The following is a 15,525-nucleotide window of genomic DNA, read 5'->3' as shown; positions in this document are numbered from 1 at the left end:
AACTCATTTTATAAAAAAGGTAGTCTTGAAGATTACCTTTTTTAATATAAAATCATTTTATCACCTCTTTTAAGTGACAGTTCATCGACTAAACCCGCTTTCAATTCAAGTACATAAACAGAAGGAATTTCAGAAGGAATAAGTTCTTCAGACAATGGAGTAGTATTTAAATTGAAATTTACAATCTGTAAGTTTTTGTCCAAATAAATCAGATCTAAAGGAATATAAGTATTTTTCATATAAAACGAAGACCTTGACCTTTCAGTCTCATAAATAAAAAGCATACCTTGATTTGATTCCATCTCTTTTCTATGCATCAAACCAGTCTCTTTTTCGTAATCAGATTTTGCTAGTTCAATTTCGAATACAGTAGTTAGCGTATCTTTGTTTTGAGTAAACTTTAAAAGTGTATCTTTTTTAAATTGAATTTCACGTGTTAAATTTTGATCTTTGCTTCTTTCAGATTGACAAGATGTTAGAAGTAGTGTAAGACCGAAAACAAAAAATATTTTAAGCAGATTCATTGACTTTCGCCCTTTTGTTGGAAAAATAAATGATGCCGAGACCTATTAAAATCATAGGTATACTTAGTAATTGTCCAGTATTAAATAGCCAATCTGCTCTTTCAGCCACTTGAGGTTCTTTAACGTATTCTACCAAGAACCGTATAGTCCAAAGTAACGTGAAGAAAACTCCGAATAGGACGCCTTTTTTTTGCTTTACATTTGTTTTCCAAAATATAAGCGATAAAATACCGAAGAGAATCAAGTAACATATTGATTCATACAGTTGAGCAGGATGCCTAGGGAAACTTTCTCCCAACTGAACAAAAACAACTCCGAAATCTGAGTTGGTTGCCTTGCCAACTATTTCAGAATTTAAAAAGTTACCGATTCTTACAAAAACAGCTCCGAAAGCAACAGGCATCGTAATACGGTCTAGAATCCAAAAAATAGATTTATTAGTGACCTTTTTACTATAAAAATACATTCCTATGGCAATCCCAATAGCTGCTCCATGACTTGCAAGTCCTCTAAAGCCTGTAAACTCAATTTCTGGAACAAAACTTACAGGTAAAAAAACTGAAAGCGGATCTTCTAAAAACAATTCTGGCTGATAAAAAATAACGTGACCTAATCTGGCTCCAATTAAGGTAGAAAGTATAGTATAGATGAGAAGTTTATCTAGTTTTTCTAAGGAAACACCTTCAGAAATAAATATCCGTTTCGTAATGTAAAATCCAGCACCAAAAGCAATGAGAAACATTAAACTGTAGTACCTTATAGTAAAAATTCCTAAATCGATTCCTAATGATGGATCCCATTGGATAGCTTGGAGCATGCTCAAATTATTTAATGGCTAATATACAGATTATTGAAATGTTCACCTCTTATTTGAGCCTTTTTTGAGTTTAGGAACTGGATCGTAGCCAGATTTACCCCAAGGGTGGCATTTTGAAATTCTCAGAATACTTAAGTAGAATCCTCTAAATACACCGTGAGTCTCAAACGCTTCTAAAGCATAATGAGAACAAGTTGGCTGGAATCTACAACTAGGACCCAAAAGTGGGGATATAATCCATTGGTAAAGTTTTATAAGAACAGTAAATGGGAAAATCAACACTTTACGCAACATCGCCTAGGATTGAATCTGAAAAGTTGTTCCTTCTCGACTGTCTTTAAGTTCAACTTTCATTTCTGAAAGTTTGTCTCGTATCTTATCACTAGTTTCGAAATCTTTATTGAGACGTGCATGATTTCTCATATCTATCAAAAACTGGATAAGCTCCTCAAAATCGTTTGAATTATCTTTTGTTTCTGAATTATTTTCTGCATTTACAAGTCCCATGACATCGAAAATAAAGTCTTTCATGGTTTGTTTAAGTACGTCAATATTTTCATGAGTCAATTTAGTTTGATCCGCTTTAGCTAGATTAATTTGCTTTACAGCTTCAAACAAATGAGCAATGAGAATTGGGCTATTGAAGTCGTCATTCATAGCTTCATAACACTTGTCTTTCCAATCTGAGACATCAAAATCTGAAGTTTTTGAAGCTTTAATTGACTTTAGAGTAGTTATGCTATCCATCAGTTTGTTGAATCCTTTTTCTGCTGCAGACAAAGCTTCATCAGAAAAGTCGAGGATGCTTCTATAGTTAGCTTGAAGCATGAAAAAGCGTACCACTGGAGCTGTGTAAGCTTTTGATAAATTCTCATTCTCTCCTGTAAATAGTTCTCTAGGTAAAATATTGTTGCCTGTACTTTTAGACATTTTTTTACCGTTAAGTGTCAGCATATTGGCATGCATCCAATAGTTTACCGGATCTTTTCCCGTAGAAGCATGACCTTGAGCAATTTCGCATTCGTGGTGAGGAAACTTTAAATCCATCCCACCACCATGAATATCAAATTGATCGCCAAGATATTTGGAACTCATGACTGTGCATTCCAAATGCCATCCTGGGAAACCAACTCCCCAAGGAGAAGGCCAGCGCATAATATGTTGAGGTTCTGCTTTTTTCCATAAAGCAAAGTCCTGAGGATTTTTTTTATCGGATTGGCCAGTAAGCTCTCTTGTATTGGAAATAAGGTCTTCAATTTTTCTACCACTCAACTTTCCGTAATGTTGAGATTCATTATATTTCATCACATCAAAATAGACATTACCATTAACTTCATAACCCAAACCTTTATCTATAATGGTCTTAATGGTCTCAATTTGCTCAATGATATGTCCAGTAGCTGTTGGCTCTATGCTGGGAGGGAGATTGTTAAATTTCTGAAGAATTTGATGAAAATCAACACTATATTTTTGAACCACTTCCATGGGTTCAAGCTCCATTAACTTTGCTTTTTTTGCAATTCTGTCCTCGCCTTCTTCGCCGTCGTTTTCGAGATGACCAGCATCGGTGATATTTCTGACATATCTTACTTTGTAGCCTAAGTGCTTCAAATAACGAAACACCAAATCAAAAGATATAAAAGTTCTACAATTTCCTAAATGAACATTACTATAAACAGTAGGTCCGCAGACATACATGCCGACGTAGCCTTCAGTCAGTGGTTCAAAGGTTTCTTTTTCTCCAGAAATGGAATTGTAAATCTTTAAGGATTGGTGCTCGTATAAAGCCATTTGTTAGAATTTTGTATCCAATTTTATATAATTGAGAAGTTCTTTTCTCACATTTTCCTCTTTGAATTTGCCTCCAAATTCACTTGTAACTGTACTGCTTTCAATGTCATTGATGCCACGACTGTTTACACAAAGGTGTTTTGCATCAATAATACACGCAACATCTTCAGTGTTTAGAGCTTTTTGGAGCTCTTTAACAATCTGCATGGTGAGTCTCTCTTGGACTTGAGGGCGTTTCGCGTAATAATGAACTATTCTATTCATTTTAGAAAGACCAATCACTCTGCCGCTTGAAATATAAGCAACGTGAGCTCTTCCAATAATTGGTAAAAGGTGATGTTCGCAAGTTGAATAAACTGTAATGTTTTTTTCAACTAGCATTTCTCCGTATTTGTAATTATTCTCGAATGTGGAAGCTTTAGGTTTTCTATCTGGATGTAGGCCTCCAAAAATTTCATTTACGTACATTTTAGCAACTCGATTGGGAGTGCCCATCAAGCTATCATCTGTCATGTCCATTCCTAATGTTTCCATTATTTCATGGACATGTCCTTTTATTTTTTGAACTTTTTCATCATCTGTCAAATCAAAAGCATCTTTTCTTACGGGATTCTCGTAAGATGTAGCTATGTGATTATCACCGATTTCATCTGTCAATTCTTTGTGTTTCTGTTCGGACATTTTTTAAAAAATTATTGGATGCAAAGATAGTTTTTTTGCGCTTTTGATTACCCCAAGTTTACGCTTTATAAGGTTTTCTAAAATAAATTAACTAAGCTTTTGTATTTATTCTGAATTTGAATCTGTTTTAATAATGGACTAATGAATTCACATTAGCTTTTGGAAGATGTTTCCTACCTTCTAAAAAGTCTAACTCAATCAAAAAATTGACCTGGACAATTTCTCCTCCCAATTTTTCTATAAGCTGACAAGCTGCCGCTGCAGTACCGCCAGTTGCAAGTAAATCGTCATGAAGAATAATGCGTTCCCCTTTTTTGATATCGTCCTTATGAATCTCGATGGTATCGCTACCATATTCAAGATCATAAGATTGAGAAAATGTTTGTGATGGTAGTTTTCCAGGTTTACGGATGGGTACAAATCCTACGTTTAATGCTTTAGCAAGTAACATTCCAAATAGGAATCCACGTGATTCTATGCCTACCACTTTATCGATAGGTTTTCCTTCAAGTCCTTTGATGAATTCTGAAACTACGAGCTCGCAAGCTTCAGGATTTAAAAGTAAAGGTGTAATATCCTTATAAGAGATGCCTTTTTTTGGAAAATCTTTGATAGTTCTGATATAATCGGTAAGTTGCATGATAAATGTGATTTTATGTTTGGTAAAAGTATAAAAAGAAATATATTTGCAAACTGAAAAAGGCCACGTGGCGCAACTGAATAGCGCATCTGATTACGGCTCAGAAGGTTGCAGGTTTGAATCCTGCCGTGGTCACATTTAAGAGTTACAATTCATACCAAAACCATGCAATTCTTAGGAATTGCATGGTTTTCTGGTTTTTACGCAGCCATACCATTTGATTCAATTTGAATTAAAATGTCTGCAATTCGGTAACTCAACCCTCAAAGTGTCTGCACTGCAGACACTTTGAGAAGTACTGATTTTGATGCACTTAAGTTGATTTGACATTCGTCCAAACGAAGTTTAACTTTAAAGACGACAACGATGCGCACAAAACACACTTTCTCAACCATGTTCTGGCAACAAACAACCAGAGCTGTCAATAATGAGGCTGGAATCTATCTACGTATTACTGTAGATGGCAAAAGATTAAATGTTAGCCTGAAGAGACGTATTCCAATTGACCTCTGGGATGCGAAAAGCAAAAAAGCAAAAGGAGCTTCTGCCAAAGCAAAACAGATCAATCAATATCTGGATGAGGTAAAAAATAAAGTATTTCAGATTTATCAAGAATTGAAATATCGCGATCAGTTAATCACTGCTCAGATCATAAAAGCAAAATTTACAGGCGAAGATGAACAATCAAAAACCTTGCTTGAGCTGATGGCATATCACAGTAAAAAAATTGAAAACTCATTAGCTGCGGGCTCCATCAGGAACTTTGGGGTAACTGAAAATTACATTAAAAAGTTCATGGTAGAGCATAAAAAAACAAAAGATGTCTACTTAAAGCAGCTGGATTTCCAGTTTCTCATTGATTTCGAAAACTACTTGTCGAATGTATGGCCAGTCGGACATCCAAGGGCGATGAGCCAAAACACGACGATGAAACATCTTCAGCGTTTGAGAAAAATGATTACGCTGGCTTACCATTTAGAATGGATAGACAGAGATCCTTTTGTTAGGTGGAAACCTGTATATGAAAAGAAAGTGAGAGACTACCTTTCAGAAACGGAGCTGGCTCAGCTTGAAGATTTTGATTTTAATAACGACCGTCTGGATAGAGTAAGAGACCTGTTCATTTTTAGTTGCTACACTGGTATTAGTTACATTGACATAATGAACCTCACCAGGGATAATGTTGTTAAAGGCCTTGATGGAGGAAACTGGATAATAACCCGGAGACAAAAAACAAAATCCTCAGTAAAAGTGCCCTTACTTGAAAAAGCCGAAAACATTATACAGAAATATGAGAGTCACCCTATGACGGAGATCAGTTCTTCACTTTTGCCTTTAATCACAAACGAAAAACTGAATGTATATCTGAAGGAAGTTGCCAGTCACGTAGGCATTAGGAAAAACCTAACCTTTCATATGGCACGACATACATTTGCAACGACGGTTACTCTATCTAACGGTGTTCCTATCGAAACCGTATCAAAACTTTTAGGGCATACTAAAATCGCTACTACTCAAATCTATGCAAGGGTATTAGAAACAAAAGTGAGCAAGGATATGGAATTTCTTAAGGAAAAACTAAAACGTAAAAGTTCTCAGCCTGAGAAGCTATCCAGAAAAATATAACTTCTTAGGGAAATCTATTAACTTAAATCAAAAGCTACCTTAGAGTACATATCCTCATACTCGGGCGTTACACTGGAAATCTTAAGTAGAAAAAAGCCTATTTAAAAAATAAAATAGCTTTAGAACTTATGTAATATGACGGCAGAAGGGGGGTATATTAAAAAACTATAAAATTACTACGTGATTTCTGTTCTTGATGCCTGCTTGACGAACTTGTAAGATGTTATGAAAAAATGCAAAACTTAATTTGCTTGAGACTAGTTTCAATTGAATTAAAACAATAAATTTGTGAATGATTGGAAAAAATACACGTTTCCAATTCAGTTAAGCCCACAAGTTATAATATTCTAATGCATAAAAATAAATATTCTCGCCCCTCAACGGGTAATATTTTTTTTTAATGGTTTTGTAGGAGCTCTTCTTAGCTCACTATTTTATATTACTATATGTTTTTATATTAAAAATATATTTGGCTTTTCTAACAATACGACTGAATTGTTTCTAGGTTGTACATTTCTTTACGCCTCTCATTATTTTCTAACTATATCTATTATGAACCTCATCAAAAGTAGAGTAATCGCTTATGCTAAAAGTTTGTTTTGCAGTAGTGTTAATATCGAATATTAATACTAAGCTGGCCACAGGTAAAATTTATATCGCAGGAAAAGCCTGTTTGATAAGTCTAATGACTCTTTTTGAACCTCGATTTATGGCATATTCCATCAGAAAGGGAAAGACATTAGGATCTGCTTTGTTAGATTAATCTTAACCTTATCTGTTTTGCTGGTAAACGAAATCCTTAATACATATAAAGAAGAACTCAAAAAGCTGGAGGGAAAATCATTATCAGAATGTTCCAATGTGGAGGCAGGAATACAACTTTCTAGAATGTATCTTCAGAAACTAAGAGAAGCAGTTAGAAATCAGGATTTTAAGACCAAAGAACAAGAGATTTATTTTTTCAAAGTTCAAAAGCCATTCGTCTATTCAAGATTGAAATTCTATGCAAAAGTATATAACTATCTTTTACTTAAGCCAGCGGGAAGTATGAAGTCTCAGCGTCAATTCATCGATGATGAGATTAAAAAACTTCAGGACAACTTCAAGAAGAACATAGATTTTGTTAAGTATTACCGGGAGAAGGAAACAATTCTAGATCAATATTATTTTTTACGTGGCAAAGACAATCTAAGTATAGTGTCAGATACCAGTCATTTTTATACCGATGCTGAATTTTCTACTAGCCATGATAATGCTATAGCTAAAATTATGGCTTACGATCTACTGGTTAATTTTTTCAACCAGGAGCTTGTAGCTTTAGGGTTTGCTAATAAATTAGAAGATAAACCTAAACACATTTGCTCCGACACTTCCTTAAAATGGACGGCTAGCAAAACAGATCTAATCGAGTTAATTTATGCACTACAGGCTTCGGGAGCAATCAAGGATGGAAGAGCTGGCATAAAACAGATGGCTGCCGTTTGCGAACAGATATTCGATATAGACCTTGGTAATTACTACAAAACCTACGTCGAAATACGTGCTAGAAAATACAATAGGACAGGTTTTATGACGCTTCTCAAGTCCAGCCTGGAGCAGAGAATGAATAAAGATGATGAATGTTGATACTTTAGTTTAGCATCATATCCCTCCTTATAATGTTAAAATTTGTCGTAACTCGTTCGTAACTACCGAACAAATACAATCATAACAAATCACATTTGTAGAACGAATGTCAAATCAAACAAAGCGTAGTCAAAAAAATTAAACCTAACTACGCTTTGCTACCTCTTGCAAGTTCCCCTTCCTGTCGCATTAATTGAGGGAGACGAAAGGAAATGGGGAACTAGGGGGGTAGGCTTAAAAACTTTTTATAAATGCCAACATCCATTATCACTACCGACGACCTAAGAGAGTTCAAGCTGGAACTGATTGAAGAACTTAAAGCTTTAATCTCAAAAACACCTACACAGCAAACCAGGAAATACCTCAAATCAGCTGAGGTGATGGAATTGCTTCAGATAAGTCCTGGAACGCTACAGAATTTGCGAATCAATGGTACTCTGCCTTATTCAAAAATTGGAGGGATTATTCTTTATGATGCTGAGGAAATTCAAAGGATACTCAATGAAAACCGTATAGACAATTCGTTCTAATGAAAAATGATGTCAACTCGGGCTTCAATGAGAGGTCTCAGACTGTTAATTACATCCTGCACCTCAACTCGGTATTTCTACAATTCCAAAAAGATAACCGGTTAAATCCTACGCACATAAGTCTGTATATGGCACTATTTCAACTGTGGAATTACAATCGCTTTCCGGAGCAGTTTCAAATCAATAGAGAAGAAGTGATGAAGCTATCCAAAATTGGGAGTAAAACAACTTATCACCGTAACCTTAAAGAACTTACACATTATGGGTATATTCTTTATGTGCCTTCACACAATCCTTTTAAGGGGTCCAGAATTCATATGCCCGTTTTTGGAACAACTCATGGACAAGCAGTAGACTTACCTGTGCCAAATTCTGAACAAGCAGTAGGACCTATTTATAAACATAATAAAACATTAAAAACAAATAATAAAGAAACTAAAGTCGCTAAGCCAAAAAATGAACAAGTAGTCATAGATTTTTTTAAAAAAAGCAAATGGCCAATAGTTGAAGCTCAAAAGTTTTTTAACCATTACGAGTCAAATGGTTGGAAAATAGGAGGAGCAACTCAAATGTTCAATTGGAAAGCATCTGCTAAAAAATGGATGCTTAATGCCGCAGAACTCAAACAAAACAAACACCAGTCCCAATTTCTGGACAACCCTCACTTACACCATTCGGGTAATGCTGGAGGGAGGCATACAAAGGAGGAAGATAGCTTACATACCACCCGTAACAAAAACTACAACCAGCCCTTATGAATCAATTTAAAAGCAAAAAACTTGGAGGTAATGCCAGAGCCTTATGGGGTAAACACCCTGGAATTCTACTCCTTGATGGTTGTCAGTATCAGGTGGCCGATTACCAGCATAACCAGCTTTATTATAATTTCAAACCCTGCGTACATTTCCTGGAAGCTAAAGGCAAGCTTTTATTTGGGAAAGAGTTTAAAATCTATGAAGAAGACAAAGCTTTATTGTTTAAACTCATTTGCTACTTTATAGAAGATGCAAAGGAGTGTCATAAATTTGGTATTCAACTCAATAAAGGCATTCTGCTATCTGGTCCTGTGGGTTGTGGTAAGACTACTTTGATGCAGTTGTTACCACATTTAGTGCCTCATAAACTTATCTCTCAGTATGAATTGTTATCCTGCCGTAAGATTGTTTTTGAATTCAACAAGTTAGGCTATCAGACGATCGAAGAGTATGCAGAGCTTAAGGCTTGTTGTTTTGATGATCTTGGGGTTGAAGCCATAGGTCGGCATTTCGGCAAAGACTGTAATGTGATGGGCGAAATCTTAATCAGTCGTTATGAGTCATTCCAGAGATCTGTTTCCAATCAGCTATATACCTATAACACATACAATCCCTTTTCCTTTGGAGGGATAAGAGGCAGAACACACATTACGACTAACCTCAACGCCGAAGAACTTGAGCAAAAATATGGAGAACGGGTGCGTTCGAGAATGCGAAAGCTTTTTAATTTGATTGCTTTTGACAAGAATTGCGACGATAAAAGAAAATAAAAATTGTGTATTATAATAAACATTTTAAGCTTATTACTTATATTTGTGTATTATAATAAACAATAAGATGATAGATGCAGTGACTATAAAGGAGGTGAAACTACAGCTTGGTGAGCTGTGTAAACAGAAAAGACAAAGTTACGACATGTCTCAGCAAGACTTGGCCGAGGCATTGGAGTTATCAAGATATACCATACAGAAATTCGAAAATGGTAAAAATGCGACCTTAGATACTGTCTTAAAAATCGCGAACCACTTCGATTTGTTAGGGAATTTATACCAGGCCCTTAAAGACCTGGAACAGAATAACGACATAAATTCATTGTATTAAGATGGCTAAAAATAAAATCATAGAAGTCATATTATTTGGTCAGGAAATAGGCAAAGTGGGTTATGATATAGATAAACAGGCTTCTTATTTTCAATACAACCCGGCTTATTTAGAGTCCAATCAATATTCCAATATATTCCCTTACATAGTTAAACGAATAAAACCGGTTCAGGTATTCAATCAGTTTGAAGGGGAAACCTTCAGAGGATTACCGCCAATGATTGCTGACTCTCTGCCGGACATGTTTGGTAATATTATTTTTAAAGAGTGGTTTGAAACCAAAAATAAAGAGCTCAGGAAAATTACTCCTCTGGAACAGCTAACTTATGTAGCCAATAGGGGAATGGGGGCAATCGAATACCAGCCGACTAAAAAAATTCCGAAAACCTCATCTATTCATATCGATGAGATCGTTGAGGTATTAAAAAAAGTCTTGGATGTAAAAAATGAAACGGCTGCAGAAGCTTTAAATGATGCAGCACTATTAAATATATTCAAAATAGGAACCTCGGCAGGTGGAGCACGGCCCAAAATATTGATTTCAGAACATAAAGACACGGGGAAAATAATCCCCGGAGATTTAGAGTATTCAGACGCATACAACCATTACCTGGTCAAGTTGTCTATGAATGAAGACTGGGGTTACAACAAAGAAAAAGTTGAATATGCTTACTACCTCATGGCCCAAAAAGCAGGGATAAACATGATGCCCTCCAAGTTGATAGATAATAAACACTTCGCCACCTTACGTTACGATAGACAAAACGGAGAAAAACGTCATGTACTCACTGTGTCTGGCCTGACGGGCTGGGATTTTAAAAAGCCGGAGAACAGTAACTATGAAAATGTATTCAGGTTAGCCTTAGATTTAAAAGTACCTCATAAAGATATCATCGAGCTGTTCAGGCGTATGGTGTTCAATGTGATCTATTATAACATAGATGACCATTTGAAAAACCATTCATTTATCTATGATAAACAAACGAATACATGGTCCTTATCGCCGGCTTACGACGTAACTTATCCCTTAAATATAAACGCCAATTACACCAATATTTCCAGAGCCTTAGCGATCAACAATAAGAGAGCAGACATCACCCTGGAAGATGTGCTGACCATAGCCGAAGCCTATGCCATCAAAAATCCCAAAGCCATCATCAGCGATGTGCAAAAAGCAACACAAAGTTGGGATGAAATGACCAGCCAGTTAGACATTCCACAAAAAATAGCTGCTTCTATAAAACGAGAGTTTAAAGATCTTATTTGAAAAGAACCTTATGCATAAGGCTAAGCAGCTAAACAACTGTCTAAATTTATTCATACCTCTAATGCAATCTATACGAGCTGCTAAAATTGAAAGAATTATAGTAGTTTTACATAAGGTCTTGACTCTCTAAGAGTCATCTTCGCTTAACTGTCTAAGCATAAGAAATGATAGTTTTTATAATAACACATAGATAAAATAGCATAGCTCTATTAATTCAGAAAGGCAGATTCGAAATACTAAAAAATCCTTTTCACCTTTTATTATTATCAAAGGTGAAAAATCGTTTTTATAGTATACTACACAAAAATCTTTCTCTTTCAAACGAAACTGGTTTAAATTATCTCTAACTCAATCAGCATTTTTGTAATGTACTAAGTACATATTTGAATTTAGGTTGAGCCATATGTTCGGTATTATTGTTAATTAGAAATTTAACTTTTAAAGGTTCTAATTCTGATTGCATTATAGTACTTCTTAAAATTCAGTTGATATAAATGGTTGCCCTAATTCATTAAAGTTTTATAATTTTAAAAAAATGTATTAATCAATTATCTACCGAAATATTTTAAAGATAAATTTGAGTTTACATTATTTAATTAATGCTAACTTATCATTTTTAAAGTATAATGTTTTACCTCTCCAGTCATAAACCTCATCATATCCAACCAAAGAACCATAAAACGAGGTAGGGCTTCCCCATGCCCATCTGCATTGCTGTTCTGTCATTCCTAATTTTACAACTTGATTTCTTATTTCATCGATGAAACGAGGATTTTTGGATTTAAATTTTTCGAATAAATCCTGTTCTATCATTTTTAGTATTGTGTAATCAGACTTTAAATTTATCCATCCTTTATTAGGCACGTTTTTTTCACCATCATAGTAAGTTGGTTGCTCAAAACTTTCGGTTGGATACTCAAAAGAAAAATTTGAGTTCAATTCTACCTTAATACCATAATCATAAGATGAAAGTTTTGAGTATGCAACATCCGTTATTGTGTATTTCTTTGAACCATCAATAACTATTTCGCTTCCATTTAAACTTTCTATTTCAGTAGTGTTGTATAGTGGGATATAGGTTTTGTCTATAAGTTTTTTGCTGATTTCATCTAGATATTTATTAAACAAATATTCACTTGTCGAAGTAACGCTCCATTTATATACTTCTGTTTCACTTTCAATCGTGTAAGTTGGATATATATCTTTTTCAAAGTCTATGATGGTAAATGTTTTATTTTCGAATTTATCTTTATCAGACCTGCTTAGGCTTGAACCATCTAAATTTTCTATATTATAAATAGAAACATCTATTAAGGTAACTTTTTCTCCTACCAAGCCAAGTGCTATCTTATTTTCAACACCGATGGGTAGTTTCATAAATTCACCACTATAAGGCATTGCATTTTCTTTTTTCTTTTTTACCTCGTCGATTTCAATTTGAGAATTGGAAAATTGAAAAAAAATGAGAAATGGAATTAAAAGGATAGTTTTCATGATTGGTTTTTTTAATTTTTGGAAATGAAATTAGACTATTAATCCTAAAATAATGACTATTTAATCAATAGTTTTTGTTTCAAGTAAGTTTCCAGTTTCATTAGCTCCTATAAGGATTCGAGTAAAGGTAAGCTGTAGCATTAAGATTGACATTTGTAATACAACCCCAGAGATGGTGTAATGCAAAAGTCAAATGAGTGTACTACAGACTGTGTTTTTTAAGCTTTAATGTATTACAAACTGTATTGCTATTGGCATAAGCACCGTAATTCTGTATTACAAACTGTATTCAATTAACATTAAAACCTTTGAAACGTATTACAAAATCAACAAATGCTTAGAAATTAAGTTGTTTAATATGAATCTTGTCTCCTTTTCCTAGATATTGTATGTAATAGTTGAAGAGAAATTAAAGATATAGATAAGTGTTATTCAGCTTTATTTTTTAACAGTAAACTACTTATACCTAGCTTATCAGTATTTTTCGACTCATGATTTTTATAAGAAAACCAAAAAACTATAAATTACATTAAAAGACTTAAAACCTGCCATTTATAGTCTATGCAAAAGCAAAATTGCTCTAAATCATAGCTTTACAAATTTATTGAATACCGTTACGTAAATTAATAATATTTATTTTGAATTGTCTCACAAATAATCCTTTAAATAAAGATCGACAAATAGAGTCAATGGTTTTTATATCCTAGCATTTATTAGCTTCTTTGTGCAAAACAGTACAGTATTGGCTAACCAGAAATCACTTTATCGTTTATTAAAGTTAATAGCATTACTCAAAAAAGAGCCTCCTAAATCTATAAATTACATAGCGGATTTTTTGGAGTCATCTACCAGAACAGTATACAGATACTTAGAGCTTTTAGAAAAAGTAGGGTTCAATATTGAAATAGATAAGTTTAAAAAATATAGCATAAAGGATAATCAATTCATTGCACCTTCACATTTCAATGAAGAAGAATTAAATTTTTTGAAAGAACTTTTACTTTCCTCAGGACGATCAAACAATCTTTCTACGTCCATGATCCATAAATTGAGCTTCAAAACCGATGCAGAGTTAATTAATCACGAAATATACAATGCTAAGCTTTCTAACACTATTAGTCTAATAAACAAGGCTATACATACCAATAAACAAATTGAAATTAAACAGTACCAGTCTATTAATTCTCAAAAGGTCTCAGATAGACTTGTCGAACCCTTTAAGTTTACGGCCAACTACAGGTCAATTTGTGCCTTTGAAATTGCAGATGAACAGAATAAGTTTTTCAACATTGAGCGAATAGGAGATGTTGTAATTATTGATCAGGATCAAGTGAATAAGCATTTTCAGAAATTTTCTGTACCTGATGCGTTTGGATTTTCAAAAGATTCTAAAACATATAAGGTCAACTTAGAGCTTAATTTAAAGGCGATGTTATTATTAACCGAAGAATATACGCTGACTAAATCTTTAATACAAAAAAAGGATGAGAATGTATTTTTATTTTCAACGGTTATATATAATCCTAAGCCTTTAAAAAGATTTTATCAAGGCTTAAAAAATGATATTAAAATACTGGATAACAACACTATTGACTTTAATTAATCACTATTATAAACTTTTAATCTCAATCAAAGACTATGGACAACAACAAATTAATGCTTTATGAAACTAGAAAAGCAAAATCAGGTACTATATGGCTATTGTTTCTATTCTTAGGCTGGTCTTACGGCTCTTTGGATAAAATAGGCACTCAAATCTTATACTATATTACTATAGGTGGTTTTGGTGTTTGGACTTTAGTGCGATTATTTACTTTGAGTGGTGCTATAAAAGAATATAACAGAAAAATTGCTGCTCAAATAGGACTAGATAATCAGGAAATGAGTACACTCGGGCTGTTTTAGCATGGCTTATCCATCATAACTAACCAACAAATTTAAAGTCGGAATAAGCCGAAAATCGACTTAAAAAAGGAGTAGGCCAACTATAAAATTAATTATTATGCTTAAAAGAAACTTCTCTATTTTTATCATGGCTTGTGTTGTATTATTATCAACAAGTTGTGCTTCAATTTTTACTGGTGCAAAACGAAATGTTCTGTTTGAAACTGAACCTTCTGGTGCTAAAGTATTCGTAAATGGATTTGAAAAAGGGACTACGCCAACACAAATTAAAGTTAAGGCAGATGATAAAGTACATTTTAGATTAGATGACTTTACTGAACGAGTTGTAATTATGGATTCAAAATTTAATCTCGTAGCGATTTTAAATGGTTTTAGTATTATTGGCTGGGGGGTTGATGCCTTAACAGGTTCTTTAAAAAGAGTAGATACTAAGTATGTAAAAGTAACTCTAGAAAAAGAAGATAAAATTGCATTCTTAAACTCTATGCAAAATGGTGAACTTACAAAAGTGAATGTTGATGAAGAAAATAAAGTAATAGAATCTGTAATAGTATTGAATGAATAGATTATACATTTTATCTATTTACTTCATTCTGAGTCCTGAGTTTACATTCAGGACTTTTTTTATATACTATCACTAATTTTAACTCTATTATTAAATTAATTCAAGGCTTCTATTTCGACAAGCTCTATCAAGCAAAACTAGAATTAAGCTTAAAAAATTCCAAAATTACTTATGGAATAGCTCTATACAAACAAAATCAGGCT

At 33.8% G+C, this 15,525-nt stretch carries 17 protein-coding genes and 1 tRNA gene; 11 read left to right on the top strand and 7 right to left on the bottom strand.

The features are described from left to right. Positions 1-41 precede the first annotated feature (41 nt). The 6 genes from ACFQ0R_RS08025 to ACFQ0R_RS08000 all read right to left on the bottom strand — a co-directional run bounded on the left by ACFQ0R_RS08025 (position 42) and on the right by ACFQ0R_RS08000 (position 4,453). The gene (locus ACFQ0R_RS08025; RefSeq protein ID WP_379657862.1) at positions 42-524 is read right to left on the bottom strand and encodes a DUF192 domain-containing protein; all 483 of its coding nucleotides are present in this window, start codon (positions 522-524) and stop codon (positions 42-44) included. After that, the gene (lgt, locus tag ACFQ0R_RS08020) at positions 511-1,341 is read right to left on the bottom strand and encodes a prolipoprotein diacylglyceryl transferase (protein WP_379657861.1); all 831 of its coding nucleotides are present in this window, start codon (positions 1,339-1,341) and stop codon (positions 511-513) included. Before lgt ends, ACFQ0R_RS08025 begins: the two co-directional genes overlap by 14 nt. 42 nt (positions 1,342-1,383) lie before the next feature. After that, positions 1,384-1,635, bottom strand: a complete 252-nt coding sequence (yidD, locus tag ACFQ0R_RS08015; protein WP_379657860.1) for a membrane protein insertion efficiency factor YidD — start codon at positions 1,633-1,635, stop codon at positions 1,384-1,386. A gap of 3 nt (positions 1,636-1,638) precedes the next feature. Beyond that, positions 1,639-3,132, bottom strand: a complete 1,494-nt coding sequence (gene cysS / locus ACFQ0R_RS08010) for a cysteine--tRNA ligase (protein WP_379657859.1) — start codon at positions 3,130-3,132, stop codon at positions 1,639-1,641. 3 nt (positions 3,133-3,135) lie between these two features. Further along, the gene (folE, locus tag ACFQ0R_RS08005) at positions 3,136-3,813 is read right to left on the bottom strand and encodes a GTP cyclohydrolase I FolE (RefSeq protein ID WP_379657858.1); all 678 of its coding nucleotides are present in this window, start codon (positions 3,811-3,813) and stop codon (positions 3,136-3,138) included. A 127-nt stretch (positions 3,814-3,940) separates the two neighbouring features. Then, complete coding sequence (locus tag ACFQ0R_RS08000) at positions 3,941-4,453, bottom strand: adenine phosphoribosyltransferase (protein ID WP_379657857.1); 513 nt, start codon at positions 4,451-4,453, stop codon at positions 3,941-3,943. Between the two features lie 61 nt (positions 4,454-4,514). Between ACFQ0R_RS08000 and ACFQ0R_RS07995 the strand changes: the two genes are divergently transcribed. From ACFQ0R_RS07995 to ACFQ0R_RS07960, 8 genes are all read left to right on the top strand, one after another. Then, positions 4,515-4,588 (top strand) — tRNA-Arg (locus ACFQ0R_RS07995). 231 nt (positions 4,589-4,819) lie between these two features. Continuing rightward, positions 4,820-6,079: a site-specific integrase gene (locus tag ACFQ0R_RS07990; RefSeq protein WP_379657856.1), complete on the top strand. Its 1,260-nt coding sequence runs from the start codon at positions 4,820-4,822 to the stop codon at positions 6,077-6,079. Positions 6,080-6,859: 780 nt separating this feature from the next. Continuing rightward, complete coding sequence (locus ACFQ0R_RS07985) at positions 6,860-7,705, top strand: RteC domain-containing protein (RefSeq protein ID WP_379657855.1); 846 nt, start codon at positions 6,860-6,862, stop codon at positions 7,703-7,705. A 251-nt stretch (positions 7,706-7,956) separates the two neighbouring features. After that, positions 7,957-8,235: a helix-turn-helix domain-containing protein gene (locus tag ACFQ0R_RS07980; protein WP_379657854.1), complete on the top strand. Its 279-nt coding sequence runs from the start codon at positions 7,957-7,959 to the stop codon at positions 8,233-8,235. Positions 8,236-8,363: 128 nt separating this feature from the next. Next, a complete protein-coding gene (locus ACFQ0R_RS07975; RefSeq protein WP_379657853.1) occupies positions 8,364-8,993 on the top strand; it encodes a hypothetical protein in 630 nt (209 codons plus the stop codon). Continuing rightward, positions 8,990-9,760 (top strand): ATPase, encoded by a 771-nt coding sequence (locus tag ACFQ0R_RS07970; RefSeq protein WP_379657852.1) that lies wholly within the window; start codon positions 8,990-8,992, stop codon positions 9,758-9,760. The genes ACFQ0R_RS07975 and ACFQ0R_RS07970 overlap by 4 nt, the downstream gene beginning before the upstream one ends. Before the next feature lie 67 nt (positions 9,761-9,827). Continuing rightward, positions 9,828-10,091, top strand: a complete 264-nt coding sequence (locus ACFQ0R_RS07965) for a helix-turn-helix domain-containing protein (RefSeq protein ID WP_379657851.1) — start codon at positions 9,828-9,830, stop codon at positions 10,089-10,091. Position 10,092: 1 nt separating this feature from the next. Continuing rightward, on the top strand, positions 10,093-11,358 hold the full coding sequence (locus ACFQ0R_RS07960) for a type II toxin-antitoxin system HipA family toxin (RefSeq protein ID WP_379657850.1): 1,266 nt from the start codon (positions 10,093-10,095) through the stop codon (positions 11,356-11,358). Between the two features lie 588 nt (positions 11,359-11,946). Here ACFQ0R_RS07960 and ACFQ0R_RS07955 read toward each other — a convergent pair. Continuing rightward, complete coding sequence (locus tag ACFQ0R_RS07955) at positions 11,947-12,852, bottom strand: hypothetical protein (protein ID WP_379657849.1); 906 nt, start codon at positions 12,850-12,852, stop codon at positions 11,947-11,949. A gap of 742 nt (positions 12,853-13,594) precedes the next feature. Between ACFQ0R_RS07955 and ACFQ0R_RS07950 the strand changes: the two genes are divergently transcribed. The 3 genes from ACFQ0R_RS07950 (at position 13,595) to ACFQ0R_RS07940 (ending at position 15,322) form a co-directional block, all read left to right on the top strand. Next, positions 13,595-14,455 carry a helix-turn-helix transcriptional regulator gene (locus tag ACFQ0R_RS07950; protein ID WP_379657848.1) on the top strand — a complete coding sequence of 287 codons (861 nt, stop codon included), beginning with the start codon at positions 13,595-13,597 and terminating at the stop codon, positions 14,453-14,455. A 35-nt stretch (positions 14,456-14,490) separates the two neighbouring features. Further along, entirely contained in the window at positions 14,491-14,757 is a 267-nt protein-coding gene (locus tag ACFQ0R_RS07945; protein ID WP_379657847.1) for a TM2 domain-containing protein, read from the top strand. Positions 14,758-14,854: 97 nt separating this feature from the next. Continuing rightward, the gene (locus ACFQ0R_RS07940) at positions 14,855-15,322 is read left to right on the top strand and encodes a PEGA domain-containing protein (RefSeq protein ID WP_379657846.1); all 468 of its coding nucleotides are present in this window, start codon (positions 14,855-14,857) and stop codon (positions 15,320-15,322) included. The last annotated feature ends 203 nt before the right edge of the window (positions 15,323-15,525 follow it).

It is taken from the genome of Psychroflexus salinarum (assembly GCF_042677225.1).
In the GTDB taxonomy this organism is placed as follows: domain Bacteria; phylum Bacteroidota; class Bacteroidia; order Flavobacteriales; family Flavobacteriaceae; genus Psychroflexus; species Psychroflexus salinarum.
Note: the sequence above shows the minus strand (reverse complement) of the source record. Positions and strands in the feature narration are given on the sequence as shown.

Excerpts from the sequence above, each read along its gene's own strand:
- ACFQ0R_RS08025 (WP_379657862.1), bottom strand. The coding sequence starts at position 524 with ATGAATCTGCTTAAAATATTTTTTGTTTTCGGTCTTACACTACTTCTA.
- lgt (WP_379657861.1), bottom strand. The coding sequence starts at position 1,341 with ATGCTCCAAGCTATCCAATGGGATCCATCATTAGGAATCGATTTAGGA.
- yidD (WP_379657860.1), bottom strand. The coding sequence starts at position 1,635 with ATGTTGCGTAAAGTGTTGATTTTCCCATTTACTGTTCTTATAAAACTT.
- cysS (WP_379657859.1), bottom strand. The coding sequence starts at position 3,132 with ATGGCTTTATACGAGCACCAATCCTTAAAGATTTACAATTCCATTTCT.
- folE (WP_379657858.1), bottom strand. The coding sequence starts at position 3,813 with ATGTCCGAACAGAAACACAAAGAATTGACAGATGAAATCGGTGATAAT.
- ACFQ0R_RS08000 (WP_379657857.1), bottom strand. The coding sequence starts at position 4,453 with ATGCAACTTACCGATTATATCAGAACTATCAAAGATTTTCCAAAAAAA.
- ACFQ0R_RS07990 (WP_379657856.1), top strand. The coding sequence starts at position 4,820 with ATGCGCACAAAACACACTTTCTCAACCATGTTCTGGCAACAAACAACC.
- ACFQ0R_RS07980 (WP_379657854.1), top strand. The coding sequence starts at position 7,957 with ATGCCAACATCCATTATCACTACCGACGACCTAAGAGAGTTCAAGCTG.
- ACFQ0R_RS07975 (WP_379657853.1), top strand. The coding sequence starts at position 8,364 with ATGGCACTATTTCAACTGTGGAATTACAATCGCTTTCCGGAGCAGTTT.
- ACFQ0R_RS07970 (WP_379657852.1), top strand. The coding sequence starts at position 8,990 with ATGAATCAATTTAAAAGCAAAAAACTTGGAGGTAATGCCAGAGCCTTA.
- ACFQ0R_RS07965 (WP_379657851.1), top strand. The coding sequence starts at position 9,828 with ATGATAGATGCAGTGACTATAAAGGAGGTGAAACTACAGCTTGGTGAG.
- ACFQ0R_RS07960 (WP_379657850.1), top strand. The coding sequence starts at position 10,093 with ATGGCTAAAAATAAAATCATAGAAGTCATATTATTTGGTCAGGAAATA.
- ACFQ0R_RS07955 (WP_379657849.1), bottom strand. The coding sequence starts at position 12,852 with ATGAAAACTATCCTTTTAATTCCATTTCTCATTTTTTTTCAATTTTCC.
- ACFQ0R_RS07945 (WP_379657847.1), top strand. The coding sequence starts at position 14,491 with ATGGACAACAACAAATTAATGCTTTATGAAACTAGAAAAGCAAAATCA.
- ACFQ0R_RS07940 (WP_379657846.1), top strand. The coding sequence starts at position 14,855 with ATGCTTAAAAGAAACTTCTCTATTTTTATCATGGCTTGTGTTGTATTA.